The organism is Streptomyces sp. MP131-18, from assembly GCF_001984575.1.
In the GTDB taxonomy this organism is placed as follows: Bacteria; Actinomycetota; Actinomycetes; order Streptomycetales; family Streptomycetaceae; genus Streptomyces; species Streptomyces johnsoniae.
In genome coordinates this window covers 2,776,872-2,797,282 of record NZ_LZNS01000001.1, presented here as the reverse complement: position 1 = coordinate 2,797,282, position 20,411 = coordinate 2,776,872, and the positions used below count along the sequence as shown (strand labels likewise).

20 protein-coding genes and 1 pseudogene are annotated in these 20,411 nt (G+C 71.4%); 11 read left to right on the top strand and 10 right to left on the bottom strand.

Annotated features, from left to right (window positions below):
- Positions 1-183 precede the first annotated feature (183 nt).
- Positions 184-1,155 carry a helix-turn-helix domain-containing protein gene (locus STBA_RS12290; protein WP_077059294.1) on the bottom strand — a complete coding sequence of 324 codons (972 nt, stop codon included), beginning with the start codon at positions 1,153-1,155 and terminating at the stop codon, positions 184-186.
- Positions 1,156-1,256: 101 nt separating this feature from the next.
- Here STBA_RS12290 and STBA_RS12285 point away from each other — a divergent pair, with 101 nt between their 5' ends.
- Together STBA_RS12285 and STBA_RS12280 are read left to right on the top strand one after the other, a co-directional pair.
- Positions 1,257-2,288 (top strand): saccharopine dehydrogenase NADP-binding domain-containing protein, encoded by a 1,032-nt coding sequence (locus tag STBA_RS12285; RefSeq protein WP_077059293.1) that lies wholly within the window; start codon positions 1,257-1,259, stop codon positions 2,286-2,288.
- Between the two features lie 19 nt (positions 2,289-2,307).
- Positions 2,308-2,877 (top strand): hypothetical protein, encoded by a 570-nt coding sequence (locus STBA_RS12280; RefSeq protein ID WP_143659471.1) that lies wholly within the window; start codon positions 2,308-2,310, stop codon positions 2,875-2,877.
- On the opposite strand, the gene STBA_RS12275 is transcribed toward STBA_RS12280, so the two are convergent.
- Positions 2,834-3,259: a hypothetical protein gene (locus STBA_RS12275; protein ID WP_077059291.1), complete on the bottom strand. Its 426-nt coding sequence runs from the start codon at positions 3,257-3,259 to the stop codon at positions 2,834-2,836. The genes STBA_RS12280 and STBA_RS12275 overlap by 44 nt on opposite strands.
- A 5-nt stretch (positions 3,260-3,264) precedes the next feature.
- Positions 3,265-3,723, bottom strand: a complete 459-nt coding sequence (locus STBA_RS12270) for a hypothetical protein (protein WP_077059290.1) — start codon at positions 3,721-3,723, stop codon at positions 3,265-3,267.
- A gap of 56 nt (positions 3,724-3,779) precedes the next feature.
- Between STBA_RS12270 and STBA_RS12265 the strand changes: the two genes are divergently transcribed.
- The 6 genes from STBA_RS12265 to STBA_RS12240 all read left to right on the top strand — a co-directional run bounded on the left by STBA_RS12265 (position 3,780) and on the right by STBA_RS12240 (position 11,299).
- Positions 3,780-4,943 carry a substrate-binding domain-containing protein gene (locus STBA_RS12265; RefSeq protein ID WP_077059289.1) on the top strand — a complete coding sequence of 388 codons (1,164 nt, stop codon included), beginning with the start codon at positions 3,780-3,782 and terminating at the stop codon, positions 4,941-4,943.
- Between the two features lie 90 nt (positions 4,944-5,033).
- Positions 5,034-6,365: an extracellular solute-binding protein gene (locus tag STBA_RS12260; protein WP_077059288.1), complete on the top strand. Its 1,332-nt coding sequence runs from the start codon at positions 5,034-5,036 to the stop codon at positions 6,363-6,365.
- 46 nt (positions 6,366-6,411) lie between these two features.
- Positions 6,412-7,416, top strand: a complete 1,005-nt coding sequence (locus STBA_RS12255) for a sugar ABC transporter permease (RefSeq protein WP_077059287.1) — start codon at positions 6,412-6,414, stop codon at positions 7,414-7,416.
- Positions 7,413-8,285, top strand: a complete 873-nt coding sequence (locus STBA_RS12250) for a carbohydrate ABC transporter permease (protein WP_077059286.1) — start codon at positions 7,413-7,415, stop codon at positions 8,283-8,285. The genes STBA_RS12255 and STBA_RS12250 overlap by 4 nt, the downstream gene beginning before the upstream one ends.
- An 84-nt stretch (positions 8,286-8,369) precedes the next feature.
- Complete coding sequence (locus STBA_RS12245) at positions 8,370-9,398, top strand: hydroxyacid dehydrogenase (protein ID WP_077059285.1); 1,029 nt, start codon at positions 8,370-8,372, stop codon at positions 9,396-9,398.
- The gene (locus STBA_RS12240) at positions 9,395-11,299 is read left to right on the top strand and encodes a DUF2264 domain-containing protein (RefSeq protein WP_077059284.1); all 1,905 of its coding nucleotides are present in this window, start codon (positions 9,395-9,397) and stop codon (positions 11,297-11,299) included. Before STBA_RS12245 ends, STBA_RS12240 begins: the two co-directional genes overlap by 4 nt.
- Before the next feature lie 91 nt (positions 11,300-11,390).
- Here STBA_RS12240 and STBA_RS12235 read toward each other — a convergent pair whose 3' ends face one another.
- On the bottom strand, positions 11,391-12,086 hold the full coding sequence (locus STBA_RS12235) for a hypothetical protein (RefSeq protein ID WP_077059283.1): 696 nt from the start codon (positions 12,084-12,086) through the stop codon (positions 11,391-11,393).
- Positions 12,087-12,195: 109 nt separating this feature from the next.
- A complete protein-coding gene (locus STBA_RS12230) occupies positions 12,196-13,998 on the bottom strand; it encodes an NAD(P)/FAD-dependent oxidoreductase (RefSeq protein WP_077059282.1) in 1,803 nt (600 codons plus the stop codon).
- A gap of 221 nt (positions 13,999-14,219) precedes the next feature.
- Here STBA_RS12230 and STBA_RS12225 point away from each other — a divergent pair, with 221 nt between their 5' ends.
- Positions 14,220-15,236: an SMP-30/gluconolactonase/LRE family protein gene (locus tag STBA_RS12225; protein ID WP_077059281.1), complete on the top strand. Its 1,017-nt coding sequence runs from the start codon at positions 14,220-14,222 to the stop codon at positions 15,234-15,236.
- Between the two features lie 13 nt (positions 15,237-15,249).
- On the opposite strand, the gene STBA_RS12220 is transcribed toward STBA_RS12225, so the two are convergent.
- Positions 15,250-15,843, bottom strand: coding sequence for a TetR/AcrR family transcriptional regulator (locus STBA_RS12220; protein WP_077059280.1), 594 nt, complete (start codon positions 15,841-15,843; stop codon positions 15,250-15,252).
- Positions 15,844-16,078: 235 nt separating this feature from the next.
- Positions 16,079-16,648 carry a TetR/AcrR family transcriptional regulator gene (locus STBA_RS12215; RefSeq protein ID WP_077063273.1) on the bottom strand — a complete coding sequence of 190 codons (570 nt, stop codon included), beginning with the start codon at positions 16,646-16,648 and terminating at the stop codon, positions 16,079-16,081.
- Between the two features lie 65 nt (positions 16,649-16,713).
- Here STBA_RS12215 and STBA_RS12210 point away from each other — a divergent pair, with 65 nt between their 5' ends.
- Entirely contained in the window at positions 16,714-18,255 is a 1,542-nt protein-coding gene (locus STBA_RS12210) for an MFS transporter (protein ID WP_077059279.1), read from the top strand.
- A gap of 38 nt (positions 18,256-18,293) precedes the next feature.
- Here STBA_RS12210 and STBA_RS12205 read toward each other — a convergent pair whose 3' ends face one another.
- Genes STBA_RS12205 through STBA_RS12195 form a run of 3 tightly spaced genes read right to left on the bottom strand, consistent with a single transcriptional unit; the run spans position 18,294 to position 19,366 of the window.
- Positions 18,294-18,725 carry a hypothetical protein gene (locus STBA_RS12205; RefSeq protein ID WP_077059278.1) on the bottom strand — a complete coding sequence of 144 codons (432 nt, stop codon included), beginning with the start codon at positions 18,723-18,725 and terminating at the stop codon, positions 18,294-18,296.
- A 21-nt stretch (positions 18,726-18,746) separates the two neighbouring features.
- Positions 18,747-19,007, bottom strand: coding sequence for a hypothetical protein (locus STBA_RS12200; protein ID WP_077059277.1), 261 nt, complete (start codon positions 19,005-19,007; stop codon positions 18,747-18,749).
- On the bottom strand, positions 19,004-19,366 hold the full coding sequence (locus STBA_RS12195) for a DUF2089 domain-containing protein (RefSeq protein ID WP_079251872.1): 363 nt from the start codon (positions 19,364-19,366) through the stop codon (positions 19,004-19,006). The genes STBA_RS12200 and STBA_RS12195 overlap by 4 nt, the downstream gene beginning before the upstream one ends.
- Positions 19,367-20,090: 724 nt before the next feature.
- On the opposite strand from STBA_RS12195, the pseudogene STBA_RS37750 reads away from it, so the two are divergent.
- Positions 20,091-20,411 (top strand): annotated as a pseudogene (locus STBA_RS37750) (hypothetical protein); the annotation flags it as partial.

Sequence of the window (20,411 nt, the reverse complement as noted above, 5' to 3'; positions counted from 1 at the left end):
TATGGCGCCGTGGTCCGAGGTAGGTGGCTACGGTGCTGGATCGGTGCTGGATGGAAGCCGTGACGGGGGCGTTTGCGCAGGTGACAGCCTGGCGTGTGACGTTCCGCTGCAACGTGTAGCGGTCCGCTTGGCGCGGAGTGTGCGGCCTTTGCCTGCGGCGCGGTGCGCGGTGGGGGGCACAGATCACTCTTCGGCCGGTTGAACCGGGCCGGGGCGGGACCGTGACCGGAACGTGCGGCGGTAGGTGTCGGGGGGCACGCCGACAGTGCGGTTGAAGTGCCGACGCAGCGTCGTGGCGGTGCCCATGCCGGTAGCTGCCGCTACGGCGTCGACACTGTCGGTGGTGGTCTCCAGCAACTCCTGGGCGCGGCGGACCCGTTGAGTCAGCAGCCAGCGCAGCGGGGTGGTGCCGGTCGCCGCGTGGAAGTGGCGGGTCAGGTTGCGGGAGCTCATCCGGGCCTGACGCGCCAGGTCCTCCACGGTCAGCGGTCGGCCAAGCCGTTCGATCACCCAGGGGAACAGTGCGGCGAGCGGGTGGTTGTCCCGGGTGGGAACGGGGGCGGCGACGAACTGGGCCTGGCCGCCGGCCCGGTGCGGCGGCACGACCAGGCGGCGGGCGACGGCGTTGGCGACCGCCGAGCCGTGGTCGAGGCGGACCAGATGCAGGCACAGATCCAGCGCGGCGGCCTTGCCGGCGGAGGTGAGCACGCTGCCGTTGTCCACGTAGAGCACGTCCGGATCGACCATCGCCCGGGGGTAGCGGGCGGCCAGGGCCTCGGTGTGCGCCCAGTGCGTGGTCGCGCGCTTCCCCTCCAGCAGGCCGGCGGCGGCCAGCACGAACGCGCCCGTGCAGAGGGAGGCCACCCGTGCGCCTGCCTCGTGGGCCGCACGCACCGCTTCGACCAGGTCGGCGGGTGGGTCCTCGTCGACGTCCGCCCAGGCGGGGACGATCACGGTGCCGGCGTGACGGAGCCGGTCGAGATCGTGGTCGGGCTCCAGCCGGAACCTGCCGACTCGCACGGCGTCCGACCCGCAGACGGCGACGTCGTACCAGGGGACGGCCACGCCGACCGGTGCGGCGTCGAAGACCTCGTACGCCACGGACAGTTCGAAGTGCAGCATCCCGTCGGTGACGGCCAGCGCGACGGTACTCATGTCCGAAATTGTACGGGCCATGGCATTCCAGACACTCGCGATGGTCAATCGCGGCCGTCAGGATGTCCACCGTTGGTCATTCGAGGGCAACGGGAGAACTGATGAGATCGGGTCACACAGTGGCGGTGTTCGGCGCCTACGGGCACACCGGGCGCTTCGTGGTGGCGGAGTTGCGTGATCGGGGGTTCGTCCCGGTCCTGTCCGGACGCGACGCGGACAAGCTGCGGGCGCTCGCGGCGTCCCATCCGGGGCTCGACGCCCGGCCGGCTTCGGTCGACGACCCGGCCTCACTTGACCGCGCGCTGGGCGACGCGGCTGCCGTGATCAACTGTGCCGGACCCTTCGCCGCGACTGCCGCACCGGTGATCGAGGCGGCACTGCGCGCCAGGGTCCCGTATGTGGATGTGGCGGCCGAGATCGAGGCCAACCTCGACACGTTCACGCACTTCGCGGACCGCGCCCGCGCCGCGGGCACCGCGGTGATCCCCGCGATGGCCTTCTTCGGCGGCCTCGGCGACCTGCTGGTCACCGCGGCGATGGGCGATTGGACAGCAGCCGACGAGGCGCATGTCGCCTACGGGCTGAGCGGTTGGCACCCCACAGCCGGGACTCGCGACGCGGGCGCGGTCTCCGGGCAGCGCAGGGGCGGCCGGCGCGTCCGCTACCGCCACGGACGGCTGGAGTACCACCAGGACGACCTGCCGACCCTGAAGTGGTCCTTCCCCGCCCCGATGGGGGCCCGGGAAGTGATCGGGGAGTTCACCATGGCCGATGTCGTCACCGTCCCCAGCCACCTGGCCATCCCCGAGGTGCGCACCTATATGACGGTCGAGGCGGCCCGCGACCTGGCGGCTCCGGACACCCCGGCGCCGACGCCGGTCGACGAGCGCGGGCGGTCCGCGCAGACCTTCCTCGTCGAAGCCGTCGCGCGCTCCGGCGGCGCGGAACGGCGCGCTGTGGTGAGCGGCCGGGACATCTACGCCGTCAGTGCGCCGCTCGCGGTGGAAGCGGTCCACCGTGTCCTCACGAGGCGAACCAGGACGGTCGGTGTCGCCTCCGCCGGCGCGATCTTCGACGCGCCCGACTTCCTCCGCGCCCTGCCGGCGCACATGTCGTTCGAACTGCGCCGGTAGCGGACAGTCCACCCGCTCCGTGCGCCGGGCGGCAGTAGTGGGCGACCGGCTGCGGGCCAAGTCCCGCCCGCTGCCGCGGCGCAGTCAGGAGAACGACATCGGCAGGCTGCCTCTGGTCCGCAACCGGGCGCTGAGCCGGCCGGAGGCGGCCGCCGGTCCGGTGCTCGACGGGGAGGTGCGCGCCGCGATGACCACCGCCGGGCTGCGGCTCGGGCGCCTGCTGCGCGCGACCGGCCACCACCGGGACGCGCCGGCGGTGCTGCGGATGTCCTTCGATGAACGCGCCGGCACCGACCGGGATACCACCTTCGCCCTTCAGCTCGAACTTTTCGAACTGCTGGCCGACGCGGACCGGGCCATGGAGGCCATCGAGGTCCTTGAACAGGCCTTTCACCGGACCCGGGACACCACGGGGCCGGAGGCGGGCAACTACGCCCAGGCGTGCGAGGTGCTCAAGCACGCATGGGACCTGCCGTCGAAACGGCGGAGGAGCAGCACCTCGTCGGTGGGCAGTGGCACGTCCACCAGCGTGGGCCCGCCCGTTCTCAGCTGCCGCGTGCTCTGCCGGGTGGGAAGGCGATGGCGATGACGCCGCCCATGAACAGGCCGACGACGGCGCCCGCGAGCCCGCCGCCCACGTACCCGGGCACGCCGTGCGGGCTGCCCGCCGCCACGCCGGCGGCTGCGCAGAGGAGGCCCACGACGGCGCCGAGGGCGACCAGGCGTCTGCGCTTCCTGGCCTCGCAGGCCGGGCAGCCGAAGAGGTCCTGCCGCTGCGGGTTGTACCGTGCGCCGCACCGTGCGCAGGTGGACCACGCCCGCTCTTCGGCCCGGACGAGCATCTCCTGGTACCGCTGCTTCCGTTCCTCGCAGATGGGGCGGGGCACCTGGCGGTCCCGGTAGTTCGACAAGGTGGTGGGGTAGCGGCCGCCGCACGTCGCGCACCGGCGGTGTCCGACTGGCTTCTCCATCGGTGTCACCGACCGCGGGCGCCGAGGAACCAGTCACGGAAGAACACGGGTGCGCGCCGGCCCGTGTGCAGGGCGTACAGCCCGCCTTCGCTCACGAGGTGGTCGACCCACATCCGCCCCGCAAGAGGTCCGCTGACGACCGGCCAGATCGCCTCGCCGCAGCCCAGCGAGTGCAGGCACAGCGCACCGCGGGTCAGCTCGCCGACCGGATCGCCGTCATAGGGCGGCTCCTCGTTCTCCCACTTGGCCAATTCGGCCAGGTACGCCTCGTCGCTCGTGAAGTCCTTGCGCCGCGGCTCGTCATCGGGCGGCTCGTCGACCTCCTGCCCGGGAAACGGCTCAGCCAGGCGGGACAGCGTGGTGCGCGTGCCGATGCCGTCCCAGCTCCATCTTCCGGCCGCGCCCGGGGCCTCCCACCTGACGGGTGCGGCTCCGATCGATATCCTGTCGCGCGAAGCGTTCAAACGCTCAACGCGAAACGCGCAACGGAAACGGACACGGACACGGCGAGGGAGTCGTCATGCGGGAGCCGGTCGATGTGAGGCGTCAGCGGATTCTGGCGGCCGTGCAGTCGCACGGTGTGGCCCGCCTCGCCGATCTCGCCTCGGAGTTGGACGTATCGGTGGTCACGATACGCCGGGACGTCGAGGAGCTGGCGCGCGCCGGCAAGCTGCGGCGCGGGCACGGGGTGGCGCGCTCGGCCGCGCCCCCGAAGGAGGAGCCGGCGGCTCCTTCCGGGCCGCCGGCCGGGGGCGGCGCGATCGCCCTCGTCGTGCCGGAGCGCCACGGGTACCTGTACGAGACGCTGCACGGCGCGCGTCCGGTGCTGGAGGAGGCCGGCATGCGGATCGCCCTGCACATCGCGCCGAGCGCGGCGCACAGCGAACAGCCCATCGTGGAGCGCGCGGTGGCGGGCGGCGCCGCCGGGCTGCTGATCGCCCCGCGCTGGCGCAGCGTGGCGGCGGAGGAGGCCGGCTGTCGCTGGCTGTCCCGGGTGGCGGTGCCGACCGTGCTGATGGAACGCCGGCCCCGGCCCGGCAGCGTGCTGCACGCCGTGGACTCGGTGTGCTCCGACCACTGGTACGGCGTGCACCTCGCCGTGGACCACCTGCTCTCCCTCGGGCACCGGCGGATCGTGCTGGCCGCCCGCAACGACAGCCCGTCGGCGCGCGCGATCCGTGCCGCCTTCGCCGACATCGCGGCCGGGCACCCGCTGGTCGAGGACTGGTCGGTGGCCCTCAGCTCCCCGAACGCCGTGCCCGAGCGGCGCGACGGGCACGGCGAGGGCCAGGGCGGCGAGGGCGAGGCGGACGTCGCCGTCGACCTCGCGGCGCTGCTGCGGCAGCGTGGCGCCACGGCCGCCGTGCTGCACAGCGATGTGGACGCGCTGATGCTGGTGCAGCAGTTGACGGACAGTGGCGTGCGGGTTCCGCAGGACTGCTCGGTGGTGGCGTACGACGACGTGGTGGCCGCGCTGGCCAGTCCGCCGCTGACGGCGGTGGCGCCGCCCAAGGTGGAGATCGGGCGCCTGGCCGCCGAGTTGCTGCTGCTGCGGCTGGCGGCGGGCGGGCAAGCGGCCGGCTCGGGGGCGGCGGCCGGGCCGGTGCGCCGGGTCGAGCTGCTGCCCACGTTGATGGTGCGCGGCTCCGCCGTACCTCACCCGGCCGCCGGGATGACTGATTGATCGTTTGAAACTTTTCTGATCGATCTATTGACCGCTACTGCTCATGCGATCAGGATGCCCGTATCCCGAACACGACCCGGGGAGGCGTCCATGCCCGGTCGACAAAGCCGTCGATCCGTGCTCGCCGCGATCGCCGCGCTCCCCCTGACAGGCACCCTCGGTGCCTGCAGCGGAAGCGGCAGCGGAGGATCAGGCGGCACGAGCACCACCACGCGCATCACCTTCTGGTCCGCCATTCGCGGCAGCCAGGAGGTGGTGGATGCGTTCAATCGCACACACGACCGCGTCCAGGTCGACTTCCAGCAGATCCCGAGCGGCGGCCAGGGCGGCTACGCCAAGCTCAGCAACGCCGCCCGCGCGGGCAACGCCCCGGACGTGGCCACCATCGAGTACCCCGAGGTGCCCGGCTTCGCCATCGACGGCGTCGCCAGCGACATCACCTCGCTCATCAGCGACCGGCTGCGCGCGCGGCTGCTGCCGCAGTCGCTGGGCCTGACCACGTTCCAGGACCGGACCTTCAGTGTGCCGCTGGACATCGAGCCGATGGTCCTGCACTACCGCGCCGACCTCTTCGACCGCTACGGCCTCACCGTGCCCCGCACCTGGGAGGAGTTCGAGCAGACCGCGCGGGCGGTGCGCCGGAAGGCGCCCGACCGGCGGCTCGCCCTCTTCCCCACCGACGGCGCGATGAACTTCGCCGCCTACGCCTGGCAGGCGGGCGCCCAGTGGTTCGACACCCGTAGCGGCGCCTGGAACGTGTCGCTCGCCGACCGGCCGACCCGGCACGTCGCGGCGTACTGGCAGCGGCTGATCGACGACGACCTGGTCTTCATGAACCCGGGCGACAGCAGACAGTTCGACGCCCAGGTCGGCAACGGCCTGATACTGGCCCGGCTCACCGGCGCCTGGGACGCGGGCGCGCAGATGAACGAACGCCCGGGGCAGCGGGGGCTGTGGCGGATCGCACCGCTGCCGCAGTGGGACCCGGACCGGCCGGCCGTCGGCACCCACGGCGGCTCCACCTTCGCCGTCACCAAGGACAGCCGGCACCCGGAAGCCGCCATGGAGTTCATCGAGTGGCAGGTCTCCCACGCCGACGCGCTGCGCGCCCGGCTCTCCAGCGGCGCCAGCAGCGCGTACCCGACCGTCCCGGACCTGGTCGCCGTCGGCCGCGACGCGTTCGACCGCTCCTACTACAGCGACCAGGACATCTACACCCTGTTCGAGGAGCAGGCGCACGCGGTCCGCGACGGCTGGGTCTGGGGGCCGAGGATGACCGCCACCAGCCGGGTCATGCAGGACGGCTTCGCCCGGGCCAGCGGTGGCGAGGGCACGATCATCGACTCGGTACGCGACGCCCAGGCCGGCACCATGCCCGACCTGCGGGCGCTGGGACTGTCCACCAGCGAGCACAGCACGTGAGCCCCCACCCCACCCGCGGGTCGTACGCAAGGCAGGTGACACCCCCATGACCCCCTCCGCCCCGGCGACCCCCGCGGTCACGACCGCTCCGCCGAACGGCACCACCGCAGACGGCTCCCGCCGCGTGCGGGCCCGGGACCCCCGCAAGGTGGCCCGCCGCCGGCAACTCGGCGCCTGCGGCGTGCTGATGGCACCGTTCTTCATCCTCCTGGTGACGGTCTTCCTGATCCCCGTCGGGACCGCCGTGTGGCTGAGCTTCTTCAGCGAGGACCAGCCGGGCCTCGGCTTCGGCCCGGAACGCACCGTCTTCGTCGGCCTGCGCAGCTACGCCGCCGTGCTGAACGACCCGACGTTCCTGTCCGGGCTCGGCACGGTCGTGCTGTACTGCGTGATCTACATCCCGGTGATGGTGCTCGGCGCCCTCGCCCTGGCGCTGCTGCTGGACTCCGGCGTCGTACGCCTGCGGTCGTGGGCGCAACTCGGTCTGTTCCTGCCGCACGCGGTGCCCGGCATCATCGCCGCGCTGATCTGGCTGTACCTGTACACGCCCGGCATCAGCCCGGTGATCGAGGTGCTGGGCAAGGCCGACATCACCGTCGACTTCCTGGGCGTGCACACCGTCCTGCCGTCCATCGTGAACATCGCGCTGTGGAGCAACCTCGGCTACAACATGGTGATCTTCTACGCCGCCCTCCAGGCCGTGCCCCGCGAGGTCGTCGAGGCCGCGGTCGTCGACGGCGCGGGCCCGGTCCGCGCCGCCGTGCAGGTGAAGACGCCGCTGGTGCGCCCGTCGATCGTGATGGTCGCGATGTTCACCTTCATCTGGTCGTTGCAGCTGTTCACCGAGCCGATGCTGCTCAGCCAGTCGTCACCGATGATCAGTTCGCGGTTCTCGCCGAGCATGTACATCTACGACGCCGCCTTCACACGCAACAACTACAGTCTGGCCGCGGCCGCCGCCGTCGTGCTCCTGATCTGCACGATCGCTCTGTCCTACGGCGTGACCCGCTGGACCAGCCGCGTCAACTCCGCCGAGGAGGCCACCCGATGAGGGCACCGGACACCCGCGGAACGCCTCTGCTGCGCCCCCGCCTGCTGGGCCGTTCCGCCGTGAACGCCGTGGTCGGCATATCCGTGCTCTACACGCTGTTGCCGGTGCTGTGGCTGGTCCTGGCCGCCTCGAAGGACCGTGACTCCCTCTTCAGCAGCGATCTGCTGTCCCTGGACGGCTTCTCCTTCGTACAGAATCTCCAGGACCTCTTCGCGATGGACGGCGGCCTTTACGGACGCTGGTACGTCAACAGCCTGCTGTACGCGCTCCTTGGGGCCGCCATCGGCGCCCTGCTGAGCGTGGCCTGCGGCTACGCCTTCGACAAGTACCACTTCCCGCACAAGGAGAAGCTGTTCGGTCTGGTGCTGGCCGCGGTCATGGTGCCCCAGACGGTGCTGGCGCTGCCGCTGTACCTGATGGCCTCAGAAGCCGGCGTGGTGAACACCTTCTGGTCGGTCTTCATCCCCGTCCTCTTCAACCCCTTCGGCGTCTATCTCGGCCGCATCTTCAGCCAGGGCTACGTGCCCGACGAGGTGCTCGAGGCCGCCCGGGTGGACGGCGCCGGCGAGCTGGCCACCTACCTGCGGGTCGCGTTGCGCATGCTCGGTCCTGGCCTTGTCACCGTCTTCCTCTTCCAGCTCACCGCGATCTGGAACAATTTCTTCCTGCCCATGGTGATGCTGTCGGACCAGGACCTGTACCCGGTGAGCCTCGGCCTGTACCAGTGGAACAGCTCCGCCTCGGTCTCGCCCGAGTACTTCCCCGTGGTGATCATGGGCTCGCTGCTCGCGGTCCTGCCGCTGATCCTGGCCTTCGTGCTGCTGCAACGATTCTGGCGCTCGGGGCTCACGGCGGGGGCGGTCAAATAGCCCGAAGCCGTCAACGCCGGCAACGACTTTCACGTCATGTCAGCCGTTACGCCAGCCGTCATGCCAGCCGGACCCGGGAGACAGATGCCCACCTCGCCCGCCGCCCCCACCCGCCCGCGTGCCGCCCTCGCCATGTCACGGCAGGCCGCGGCGGCCGTCCTCGACCCCGCGTCCCTGGCCGCGCTCGCCGAGGTGTGCGACCTGGAGCCGCCGCCCGCACTGGACGACCTCACCACCGACCGGGCCCGCGCCGTGCTCGCGGACGTCGAACTCCTCGTCACCGGCTGGGGCTGCCCGCCCCTGGACCAGGCCGTGCTCGACGCCGCACCACGGCTGCGCGCGATCGTGCACACCGCCGGCTCGGTGCGCCACCACGTCACCGAAGCCTGCTGGGAGCGGGGCATCGAGGTGTCCTCGGCCGCCGCCGCCAACGCCCTCCCGGTCGCCGAGTACACGGTCGCGATGATTCTGCTCGCCGGCAAACACGTCCTGGAACGGGCCCGTGCCCTGCGCGTCACCCGGCGGCGCGAACACCCGCTCACCGGGCTCGACGGCGTCGGCAACTACGGCCGCACCGTGGGCATCCTCTCCGCCTCGCTCGTCGGCCGCCGCGTGATCGACCTGCTGCGCCCGTACGACCTGCGGCTCCTGCTGCACGATCCCTACGTCCCGGACGAGGAGGCGGCTGCCCTCGGCACCCGCCCGGTCGGCCTGGACGAACTCTTCGCGCAGAGCGACATCGTGAGCATCCACACCCCGCTGCTGCCCGCCACCCGGGGGCTGGTCAGCAGGGAACTGCTCGCCGCCATGCGCCCCGGCAGCTGCCTGATCAACACCGCCCGCGGCGCCGTCGTGGACCAGGACGCGCTCACGGACGTGCTGTCCCTGGACAGGATTCGCGCGGTGCTGGACGTGACCGATCCGGAGGTGCTGCCGCCCGACCACCCGCTGTGGGACCGCGAGAACGTCCTCATCACCCCGCACCTCGCCGGCTCGCAGGGCAACGAGTGGCGGCGGCTGGCCGACCTGGCCGTCGCGGAGACCCGCCGCTGGGCCGCCGGAGACGGCTTCGCCCACCCCGTACGACGCGAAAGACTGGAGTTCCTGGCATGAGCCCATCCCCGCATCCCGCGCTGCGCCTCCCCGAGGAGGACCGCGGTCTGAGCCCGTACACCGGCTACGCACGTGCGCACTGGGAGGCCGCCGCCGACGGGCTGCTCGACGCCGCGTGGCGGTGGGCCACGCCCGGCCGCGCGCTGCTCGACCTGCCGGGCCGGCCGTCCCGTTCCGGCGTGCGGTCGGACGGTCTGGAAGGGTACGCGCGTACATTCCTCGCCGCCGCGTTCCGGGTCGCCGGCGCGGGGGGCGAGGACCCGCACGGGTGGCTCGAACGGTACGCGGCGGGGCTCGCCTCCGGAACGCGCGCCCCCGGCCGGGACGACACCGAGTCCTGGCCCCTCATCCTCGACCACCACGTCCAGGGCCAGCCCATGGTCGAGTCCGCGTCGGTGGCGCTCGGACTGCGGCTGACCCGGCCCTGGCTGTGGGACCGGCTCGACCCGGCCGTGCAGGACCGCGCCGAGGAGTGGCTGCGCGGCGCGCTCCGCCATGTCCCCGCGGCCAACAACTGGTACCTCTTCCCCTTCACCGTGGCCGGCTTCCTGGAGTCCGTGGGGCGCGGCGACGCCGAGACGGCCCGCGCGCGGGAACGCGCACTGGAGCTGCTGGAGACCTGGTACCGCGGCCAGGGCTGGTACGCCGACGGCGACGGCCGGGCCTTCGACCACTACAACGGCTGGGCGCTGCACGCCTATCCGGTGCTCGACGCCCACCTGGCGGACGACCGCAGGGCGGCGAACGAGGACCGGTACGGCTCCCGGCTGCGCGAGCATCTGGCCGGTTTCGCGCACTTCTTCGGCGGCGACGGCGCCCCGCTGTACTTCGGACGCTCCATGACCTACCGCTTCGCCGCCGGCACGGCCGTCGCGCTGGGCGCCGTCACCGGCCACACGCCGCTCGCGCCGGGGGTGTCACGGCGCCTGCTGAGCGGCTCGCTGCGCTACTTCCTGCACCGCGGCGCGGTCGGCGAGGACGGCCTGCTCAGCCTCGGCTGGCACGGACCGCACGAGGCGACACTGCAGCGCTACTCAGGGCCCGCCTCGCCGTACTGGGCGTCGAAGGCGTTCGTGTCGCTGCTGGCTCCGGCGGACCACCCGCTGTGGACCGCGCCCGAGGAGAGCGCCCCCGGCGAGGCCGCCGACCAGGTGCTGGCGCTGCCCGCCCCCGGCCTGCTGGTGCACAGCACCCGGGCGGACGGCATCGTCCGGCTGCACAACCACGGCAGCGACCATGTCGCCCCGCACCAGGGCGAGTCGGCCGCGGAAGAGGACCCGCTGTACGGTCGGCAGGCGTACTCGACGCGGACCGGGCCGACGGCGCCGGCCAACGCCCCCGACAACCACCTGTGCGTCGAGGTCGCCGGGGTGCCCAGCGTGCGCCGCCGCATCCACCCGCTGGGCGCCGGACACGGCGACGGCTGGGGCTGGGCGGCCTCCTGGCACCGGCCCGTCTTCGCCTCGGGCGCCCGAATGGTGCCGGCTCTGCGGGTGGAGAGCGTCACGGTGGCGCGGGGCCGGTACGAGCTGCGCGTGCACCGCGTGATCGGGGCGCCACCGGGGTCCCGGGTCGCGCAGTCCGGCTGGGCGACCGGACCGGACGAGCCCCTGGTCTCGGCCCTGCACGGCCTGCACGGCTGGACGGACCTGGAGGAACGCCGGGCCCCGCAGGGCACGGCGTTCACGCGCACGGCAGGCGTCCCGCGCCTGACGGCCGCGGTAGAGGGCACGGCGCTGTTCGCGGCGCTGGCCACCCTCACGGCGACGCCGGAGCCCGCCCCGCTGCCGACCGCCGTGACTCGGGTGTCCGTCGACGGCGCCGTGGTGGAAGTGCGGTGGGCGGACGACGGCTCCACCACGCGCATCGGCTTCGAGCCCCTGACCGTGGAGCACGGTTGACGCGAACGCCGCCCCGGCCCGCGTGCCGCGCGGAGGGGCCGTCAGCTCGCTGACGGCCCCTCCGGCGGTGATCACGAACCAGCGGCCGTCGTCACCACTCGATCCGCTGGGCGACGCCATCCACGATCGTCGCGGTGGCGGACAGCTCGCTCTCCTGCACGACCTCCTGAAGGATTTCGGCGGTGCAGTCCGTCTGCTCGATGTCGTAGGTGCCGCAATTGTCGCTGCCCATGACCGCCGTGTCCTCGGTGACGAGGAAGTGACGGTCCTCGATCGCGAGCAGGTCTTCGCCCACATAGGACACCGGACCGGTGGCCGATATCTCCCACCCGCTGACGGGGTGGTCGATGCCGGGACCGTCGACCCGCACCGCGGCTCCGTCCCGGATTTGCACCAGCACGGTCATGTCCCCGTTCTGTGCGGCCTGTTCCAGCTGATCGGTGGTGCACTCCGTGTCCGGGACCTCCGGATCGGCGCAGAACGCGCCACCCACGACTTCCGTGCTCTCGGCGAGGTAGAAAGCCTGGTCATCGACCCGCAGCTCGCCCGGCGCCAGGTAGCTCAGCGTGCCGGCGACCGCGCCGGTGTATCCCTCGCCCTCCGGGATGACCTCTCCTTCTTCCCCGCCGGAGCCGCCCTCGGAAGCGGAACCGCCGCCGGAGCCCGAACCGCCGCCGGAGCCGGCGACTTCGTCTTCGTTGCACGCGGTCAGGAACAGACCGGCGGCGGTCATGAGACCGATGGCGGCGAGCGTTCCGGTGCGGCGGGTGCGGTTGACAGACGTCACAGGGGCCCCTTTGTGCGCGATTTCCTCGTTGCCTGCCCTACGACACGCAGCGCACCGGCACCTCGGTTCTCCGGTCCCGGCTCCCGTTGCCCCGCCGACCGAGGGCACGTCACCCGGCCCGGGGACTGCGCAGGGCCTCGTCCATGGATGTCTCGCGCCAGCGCTTCAGCAGTTCATGGAAGGCGAACGCGCCGTGGGGGTAGGCGCTCGGGCCGTTCGGGCGGCCGCCTCCTTCGCGGTTGTAGTAGCCGGGGGTGCACTCGGCGTGGAACCACGCGTGGTCGGGGGCGTCCTTCGCCAGGGTCGCCAGCCAGGCGTCCTCGGTGCGGCGGGACGGTTCGATCAGCGCGGCCCTGGCTTCGGCGGCCGCGACGAGGGCGGCGATGTGGACGGCCTGCTCGTCCAGGACATGCGTGAAGTTCACGCTGCTGGCGTTCTGCAGCGATCCCATCTGGATGAGGTTGGGAAAGCCGTGGCTGGTGAGGCCGTGCAGAGTCCGCGGTCCCTGCCGCGCCCAGGCGTGCAGCAGCTGGGTGCCGCCGCGGCCGTGGACGGGGAGCTTCCCGGAATGGACGCCGGAGACACCGACGGAGAATCCCGTGGCGAAGATCAGGCAGTCGAGTTCGTAGGCGGTGTCACCGACCACGACGCCGTGTTCGGTGACGCGCTCGATGCCGTGGGTGTCCGCCGTGTCGACCAGGGTGACGTTGCCGCGGTTGAACGCCGGGTAGTAGTGGTCCGAGAAGGCGGGGCGCTTGCACGCGTACCGGTACCAGGGCTTGAGCTTTTCTGCCGTGTCCCGATCGGTGACGGTCCGCTCGACGCGGGCCCGGAGTTCGTTCATCTTGGCCGCGTCGGCTGCCTCGTACTCGGCTTCGAACGCCCGCCGGTCACCCTGGCGGCGGAAGCTCGGCAGCAGCTTTTCGAGCAGGGCCGCTGATTCCGTCCAGCCGTCCGCCACGAGATCCCGGTCGGCTGTCTCCCCCGAGACGATGCGCAGGAAGTTCTCCCGGCGCTCGCGTGCCCAGCCGTCGTGGTCGGCGCCGACGTCCCGGGCCGTGGTGGGGCAGTTGGCGCGTACGTCCACGCTGGAGGGGGTGCGCTGGAAGACGTAGACGTGACCGGCATCCTCGGCCAGCATCGGAACGACCTGAACCCCGGTGGCGCCCGTGCCCACCAGCCCCACGCGTTTGTGTGCGAGTCCGGTCATGCCGCCGTCCGGTGCGCCGCCGGTGTAAGCGTAGTCCCACCGCGAGGTATGGAAAGTGTGCCCTTTGAAGTCCTTGATGCCGGGAATGCCGGGAAGCTTGGGCTCGGAGAGGGTGCCGGTGGCGGTGACGACGTACGTGGCCCTGAACGAGTCGCCGCGGTCGGTGGCCACGATCCATGACGCGGATGCCTCGTCCCAGGCGAGCGAGGTGACCGTGGTGGAGAACAGGGCGTGCGCGTACAGGTCGAACCGCTGGGCGATACGCATCGCGTGGAGCCGGATCTCCTCGCCGGGGGCGTACTTCCACTTCGGCACGTATCCGGTCTCGTCGAGCATCGGCAGGTATACGTGCGACTCGATGTCGCAGTGGATGCCCGGGTACCGGTTCCAGTACCAGGTCCCGCCGAAGTCGCCGCCCTTCTCCACGATCCGGACGCGCTCCACACCCTGCTGCCTCATCCGCGCCCCGGCGAGAATGCCGCCGAATCCGCCGCCGACCACGGCGACGTCGACGGTGTCGCGCAGCGGTTCGCGCTCGGGCACCGCCCCGGCGTACGGGTCCGCGGCGTAAGTGCCGAACTCGGCGTCGGCGGCCTGGTACTGGCGCCCGCCGTCCGGGCGGACGCGCCGTTCACGTTCGATGCGGTAGCGCCGCCTCAGTGCGGCGAGGTCGCCGGCGGCCGGCGCCCGGGGGATCGTCATGGGGGGCCTCGATCCTTGCTGTGCTGCGTCTTGCCCTGCTGCGTCTTCTGGAGCCGCTTCATCGCTCGGCAACCGGGCTGGGGGAGCCCGCACTTGCGTGGCCTGCGACTACTGTAGCAACTACCGGACAAGATTGTCCGGTTAGGTGTGGGCACGCCCGGCCGCGCACCGTCCGACCGGGAGTGCCGCGCGCACGGAGCAGACAGGAAGAGTGATCCCCCATGCGACGACCTGCGATCCGATCCCTTGCCGCGCTCGCCACGGCCGGGGCGTTGACCCTCACCGGATGCGGTGCGGAGGCCGGTGACCCTGGCGGCGAGGCGGCTTTTGGCGGCCAGGGAAGGACCATCCACGCACAGCTGGTCATGCAGCTGACCGAGGTGCACGAGGAGACCGGAATGACCCTGCTGGAGGGGCCGGTCTTCGACGCGTACGGACACCTGATCGTCGTCGACGTCACCGCGCCCGCGGGCGAGCCGAAGGTGATGCGCGTCAACGTCGGGGAGAAGGAGGCGGAAACGGTCTTCACCGACAGCCGAGGGGCTTACACCTCCGCCCAGTTCAGCCCCTACGACGACCGCCTCTACCTCACCGACTACGCCCATGGCGAGGTCGTGAGCCTGGCTTCGGACGGCAGCGATCCGCGGGCCTTCTTCTCCGGCGAGGTCGACGGAGCGCGGATGAACCCCGACGACATCGCCTTCGACCCGGAGGGCAACCTGTATGTCAGCGACTCACGAGGCCTGTCCGAAGGCGAGGCGAACGGCCGGGTGGTGCGCATCGACCGCGACGGCGAGGCCACGGTCCTGGCCGAGGAGCTGGCGGCGACGAACGGGATCTCGTTCGATCGGGACTACGGCGGGCTGTGGATCAGCGAACTCGTGGAGAACCGGATCTCCTACCTCCGTCTCGACGACGAGGGGGCGGTGACGTCCCGGCACACCGCCATCCGCGTCGACGGCGGCATCGCTCAGACCGACTCGATCGCCGTGGACGCGGACGGCAACCTCTACCAGGCGCTGCACGGCCGGCCGGCGATGATCGTGTACGACGAGCACGGTGAGCGCCTGGCCACGGTCGAGGTGCCCGGTCGCGGCGAAGGGCTCGAGTCGGCGACGAACGTGGCGATCACCCCCGGGGGAACCACGGCGTACATGACCGTCAGCGGGCCCGCCGGAGGCTACGTGTACTCCTTCGATGCCTTGGCGGAAGGCACCCGCCAGTCCAACGGCGGCTGACCGCCTGCGGTACTCATCCGTCGTGGGGGCGCACCGGTCCCACCTCGACGCCGAGCAGCCGCCAGGCCGCCAGCGCCCGGTGTTCCTGCTCCTCGCGCGTGGGGCCGGTGACAGCACCGGAAACCATGGCCACGGCGAGCATGAGGTCGTTCGCCGCGCCCAGCCGGTGACCGTCCGGCAGAAGTCCCCGCAGGGCGCGCTCGACACGCTCCGACAAGTCCCGGGCGTATGCGTGGGTGCCGACCCGGCCGTTCGCCGTCTCGGCGTGCACGAGGCTCACGAAGGCGGCTGACTCCGTCAGATGCCAGGTCACCACACCGAGCACCATGGCCAGGGTCGCGTCCTCGGCTGCGGCCGCCTGCTCGATCTGCCGTACGTTCTCCTCCAGAACCGCCGCGGCCACGGCGTTCCGGTCGGGAAAATGCCGGTACAGAACGCCCTGCCCGACCCCGGCCCGGCGCGCGATCGCGGAAAGCGGGGCGCTCAGACCATGCTCCGCGAAGATTTCGCGGGCGGCCGCGATCAGCGCGGTCCGATTGCGGGCGGCAGCCTTCGGCCCCTGATTCGCCGGCCGCCGCCCATCATCTGCCGTAGGTCGCTCTGTCACTTCGGAAGGGTACCGGCCGGGCCCGAAACCGCGGCAGGGCCGACGCGGCAGGACGACGCGGGACGGGGCCTAGGTCCTGTCCTGTCGATCTTGTCGGATAAGCCCGCGGCGTCAGATGCGGTGCATCGCAAGGCGCCGGATCGCAGCTCATACCTGTCCGTATTCGCGCGATTCGGTAACGCAGCGAGGTGCCGTAGCTGGCGTCGCGGGCCCGGCAAGATCGGCCGGACAGGGCCTAGTCGTCGGCCGTGTCGATCATGTCGGCCAGGGCCCGCAGACCTGCCGCGATCTGGTGGCCACTGGGCAACTGCTCCGGGTCGATCAGCCATTGCACGATCAGTCCGTCGGCCAGTGCGCCGGAGACTGTCGTGACGGCGCGGGCCGTGTCGGCATCGAGGCCGGGGCGTACGGCCTGCGTGCGCTCGACCCCTTTGGCCACCTGGCCGGCGTGGAGCCTCGCGAACTGCTCTCGCAGCTGGGGCGAGCGTTGAATCTGCGACCACGCCTCGACATGTGCGATCAGCAAGGGCTTGTGTTCGTCGAACTCGGCCAGGCTGCGCTGCCAGGCGTCGGGCAGGCGCCGGGGGTCCTCCGTGCTCAACTGCGCCAGCAGGTCGCTCAACTCCGCGATCGCCTCCATCAGCGCGGCGTCGAGAAGAGCTTCCTTGGAACCGTAGTGGTATCCGATCGAGGCCAAGTGGGTGCCAGGAGCGGCGGCCACGATGTCGCGCGCCGTGGTCCGAGCGTAACCGCGCTCGGACAGACAGCGCTTCGCTCCTTCGAGCAGATCCTCGCGACTTCCCATGAGTGTGAGCATAGCGTGTACGCCTGTACTAGACAAATGTCTTTGACGCTTGTACATATGGCTGCATGATCTCCACCTCGACCAAGGCGAGCCGCAAGGAGTGGGTCGGCCTGGGTGTCCTGACCGTGCCCGCCCTCCTGGTGTCCATGGACCTGTCGGTGCTGTTCATGGCCGCTCCCCGCATCAGCGCCGAGCTGGAGCCCAGCGCCGGCCAGTTGCTGTGGATCATGGACATCTACGGCTTCCTGATGGCCGGGCTGCTCATCACGATGGGCACCCTGGGCGACCGGATCGGACGGCGACGGCTGCTGATGCTCGGCGCCGTCGCCTTCGGGGGTGCCTCGCTGCTGGCCGCCATCTCCACCAGCCCCGAGATGCTGATACTCGCCCGGGCGCTGCTCGGTGTCGGCGGGGCCACTCTCGCCCCGTCCACGCTGGCGCTGATCCGCAACATGTTCCGCGACGACGTCCAGCGGCGCACCGCGGTCGCGGTCTGGACAGCAGCCTTCGGCGCCGGCGTCCCCATCGGCTCGATCATCGGCGGCCTGCTCGTCGAGCACTTCTGGTGGGGATCGGTCTTCCTGATCAATATTCCGGTGATGGCGCTGCTGCTGATCCTTGCCCCGCTGCTGTTGCCGGAGCACTCCGATCCCCACCCCGGACGCTTCGACCTGCTCGGCGCGGCACTGTCGATGGCGGCCATCCTGGCGGGCATCTGGGGGCTGAAGAAACTGGCCGAGGACGGGCCGGCCGCCCTGCCGTTCGTCGCCATCGCCGCCGGGCTGGTCATGGGCTACCTGTTCGTCCGGCGTCAACGTGCGGCCGTCCAGCCGCTGATCGACCTCCGTCTGTTCCGGCGTCCTGCATTCTCTGCGGCCATCGGCTCCAACGTCGTACTCACCGTGGCCTCGGCCGGAGTCAGCATGCTGGTCGTCCAGCACCTTCAACTCGTGCTCGGCTACCGACCGTTCGTGGCCGCGCTCTGGATGGTTCCCATGGTCGGCATGACGATGGCCGGCATCGTGGTGGGCACTGTCATCGTCCGCCGGCTGCGGCCCGGGTCCGTCATCGGCGCCGGACTGGCGTGTGCCGCCGTCGGCTTCGGCCTGCTCACCCGGCTGGAGGCCGACGACACCGTCGGGGCGATACTCACCGGCTACAGCGTGCTCGGATTCGGGATGGGCATGGTCATCACCCTGGCCTACAACCTCGTGGTGGCCACCGCACCGCCGCAGAAGGCCGGCGCGGCAGCCGCTCTCAACGAGACCGGAACCGAGCTGGGCGGCGCCCTCGGTATCGCCTTCCTCGGCAGCATCGCCACCGCCGTGTACGAGCGGGACGTCACCGCGGCCCTCCCGGCGGACCTGCCCGCGGGCGCAGCCGACGCGGTCGGCTCGACCCTGGGCGAGGCACTCGGCACGGCCGAGCAACTACCCGGTCAGCTCGCCGGACCGGTGGTCCAGGCCGCCACCACGGCCTTCACCAACGGGATCAACGCCGCTGCGGTGGTCGGTGCGGGACTGCTGGCCGTCAGCGCGGTCGTGGCCGTCGTCGCGCTGCGCGGCGTACGCATCGACGACGACCACTCCGGGGGGCAGGGGCACTGAAGCGCGTGCGCGGTGCCGCGTCCGGGACCGCGGCGGCGTCACTCGCAGAAGACCTGCACCTTGGCGTCGGGGTCGTCGACGTCGACGGTGACGTCGTCGAGTTGCTCGATGAGCTCCTCAAGGTGCTGCGGCTTGAGCTCGGTGAGGTCGATCGGGACCCCTGACTTGTCCAGCTTCGCGTTGACCTTGGTGAGCGCCTGCGGCGGGACGAGGCTCGTGAGCCGGACCCCGGCGCGCAACAGCTGTAGCGGGACCCGGACGTTGACCCGGCCCGGCCCGTCACCGCCGGAGTCGCCCGCCCAGTTCACCATGACGCGCAGGTACTTGGGCCGGGGCTTCGGGCCGGACGCGGCTCGCGGCGGCGACTCGGGCCGCTCTCGTTCGAGGGCGTCGATCAGCCGCTCGGCCTCGTCCGCGGTGACCTTGCCCTCGGCCAGCATCTCCAGGATATGGCGGCGCTGCTCATCCATCGTTGCTCCTTCTCCTCCGACTCATCTGACGCTTACCAGCACGGCCGTTCGGCCGTACTCGATCTCGAACCGGGTGCCGGGCAGTGCCCACAGCAGCTGCCCGGTGCCGCGCAGCGCGCCCACCGGGCTCACCCGGGTGGCGAGGCATGCGACCAGCCCGGCCGGCACGGCGAGCAGCAGCAGCGGTGACAGCACAAGACCCACCGGCAGGACTGGGACGAACAACCGCCGCCGACGGCCGTCGGAACGGCGATAGCGCACCGTCACCAGCTGCGGGATCATCGCGGTCGTTCCAGTTCGGCAAGCGCCTCCTGCGCGCTGATCTCCCCCCGCCGCAGGCGGTCAACGACGTCGGCGCCGGTAGCTGCCGGGTCGGTGTCGACGAAGTCGAGGTGCTCGGCGATCCGTTTCAGCCGGGACTTGATCGTCGGGTAGCTCACCCCGAAGATCCGCTCCATCTCCTTGATCGAACCGTGCGACCGAACGAACGCGGCAACGAACACCTGGTCGTCAATGCTGAGCTGAGCCAGCTGCGGCGGCTCGAACTGTCCCTCGACCACGACGCCGCTGCCGGCGAGGCGGACCCGCTCGACCGTGAACGGCTGTCCGCGCGTCAGATCCGTCAGCTCCTGCCAGTCCACCCTCGGCTCCCTCACTCTCGGCGACGCGCTTGCCATTCATTTGTATATTGATTTTTTTAAGATGGCAACGCAGGAGTCTTGATTTTTTCAATCCGAGGCACTCCGGGTGGCCCGGCCTCGGGGGACACCCCGGACGTACTGGGGGAGCGGCCGGCGGCCGGTGGACGGCGCCGGTGCTGGCTGCGGACATGGGGTCGAGCGTGCCGTGGGTGGCACCGGCTACGTGCCGGGACCGGCACTGCGGGACGTGGCCGACGCGCTGCACCCCACCGTCTGGGCGCTGGCCCGGGGGCTGAGCGAGGCGCTGCGCGCCATCCACGCCTCGGTGCGGACCAGGACCGGCTCGCGGGTCCGGCTCGCCCGGCTTCATGGCGCCAGAACAGGCGCGCGCCGAGCAACTGGCCACTGCCGCCGGCGTCTTAAGCCTGGGGGCGGTGCTGGTGCACGCGGCCACTGGGGTGGCGCCGTTCTCCGCCGGCGAGGTGCCCGCGCATGTGGTGATCTACCGAAGGCCGTACGAGGGGCCCGACCTCTGCTCCCTGTCCGGCCGTTGCGCGAGCCGGCGGTACGCTGCCTGGCCAAAAACCGGCAGCGCCGCCCGCCGTCGACGAAGTGGGCCGGCCGGCAGCGGCGCATGCGCAGGTGAACGCGGCGGACGGCACCTGGCTCCCGGCCGGACCACCCCCCGTCCCTGCCGTCCCGCCATGGCCGTACCGCGGCGCTGGTGCTGGCCGTGGTGCTGCTTCGGGCGGAGGACCCCGCGGGCGGTTCGGAGGTGCCGCCGCACGACATGCTCCCGGCAGAGATCCAGGAGGCCGGGGTGATCACCGTCGGCACCACGGGACCGTACCCGCCCATGTTCTTCGCGGACGACGACGAGAACGGGGTGGACCGCGAACCGGTCGCGGCCATCGGCGATCTGCTGGGCGTGGAACTGGTCTTCCAGCGGCTTGACTTCAATATCATCTGTCCGGCGACGTTGACGTCGCCTTCGGCCTGGCCGTACCGAGGGGACTCAGCGGCAGGGCATCGACCTGGTGGACTA

What these genes read in the sequence shown, in the direction of transcription:
- STBA_RS12290 (WP_077059294.1), bottom strand. Translation starts at nt 1,155, where the DNA reads ATGAGTACCGTCGCGCTGGCCGTCACCGACGGGATGCTGCACTTCGAA.
- STBA_RS12285 (WP_077059293.1), top strand. Translation starts at nt 1,257, where the DNA reads ATGAGATCGGGTCACACAGTGGCGGTGTTCGGCGCCTACGGGCACACC.
- STBA_RS12275 (WP_077059291.1), bottom strand. Translation starts at nt 3,259, where the DNA reads ATGGAGAAGCCAGTCGGACACCGCCGGTGCGCGACGTGCGGCGGCCGC.
- STBA_RS12265 (WP_077059289.1), top strand. Translation starts at nt 3,780, where the DNA reads ATGCGGGAGCCGGTCGATGTGAGGCGTCAGCGGATTCTGGCGGCCGTG.
- STBA_RS12260 (WP_077059288.1), top strand. Translation starts at nt 5,034, where the DNA reads ATGCCCGGTCGACAAAGCCGTCGATCCGTGCTCGCCGCGATCGCCGCG.
- STBA_RS12255 (WP_077059287.1), top strand. Translation starts at nt 6,412, where the DNA reads ATGACCCCCTCCGCCCCGGCGACCCCCGCGGTCACGACCGCTCCGCCG.
- STBA_RS12250 (WP_077059286.1), top strand. Translation starts at nt 7,413, where the DNA reads ATGAGGGCACCGGACACCCGCGGAACGCCTCTGCTGCGCCCCCGCCTG.
- STBA_RS12245 (WP_077059285.1), top strand. Translation starts at nt 8,370, where the DNA reads ATGCCCACCTCGCCCGCCGCCCCCACCCGCCCGCGTGCCGCCCTCGCC.
- STBA_RS12240 (WP_077059284.1), top strand. Translation starts at nt 9,395, where the DNA reads ATGAGCCCATCCCCGCATCCCGCGCTGCGCCTCCCCGAGGAGGACCGC.
- STBA_RS12230 (WP_077059282.1), bottom strand. Translation starts at nt 13,998, where the DNA reads ATGACGATCCCCCGGGCGCCGGCCGCCGGCGACCTCGCCGCACTGAGG.
- STBA_RS12225 (WP_077059281.1), top strand. Translation starts at nt 14,220, where the DNA reads ATGCGACGACCTGCGATCCGATCCCTTGCCGCGCTCGCCACGGCCGGG.
- STBA_RS12215 (WP_077063273.1), bottom strand. Translation starts at nt 16,648, where the DNA reads ATGGGAAGTCGCGAGGATCTGCTCGAAGGAGCGAAGCGCTGTCTGTCC.
- STBA_RS12210 (WP_077059279.1), top strand. Translation starts at nt 16,714, where the DNA reads ATGATCTCCACCTCGACCAAGGCGAGCCGCAAGGAGTGGGTCGGCCTG.
- STBA_RS12205 (WP_077059278.1), bottom strand. Translation starts at nt 18,725, where the DNA reads ATGGATGAGCAGCGCCGCCATATCCTGGAGATGCTGGCCGAGGGCAAG.
- STBA_RS12200 (WP_077059277.1), bottom strand. Translation starts at nt 19,007, where the DNA reads ATGATCCCGCAGCTGGTGACGGTGCGCTATCGCCGTTCCGACGGCCGT.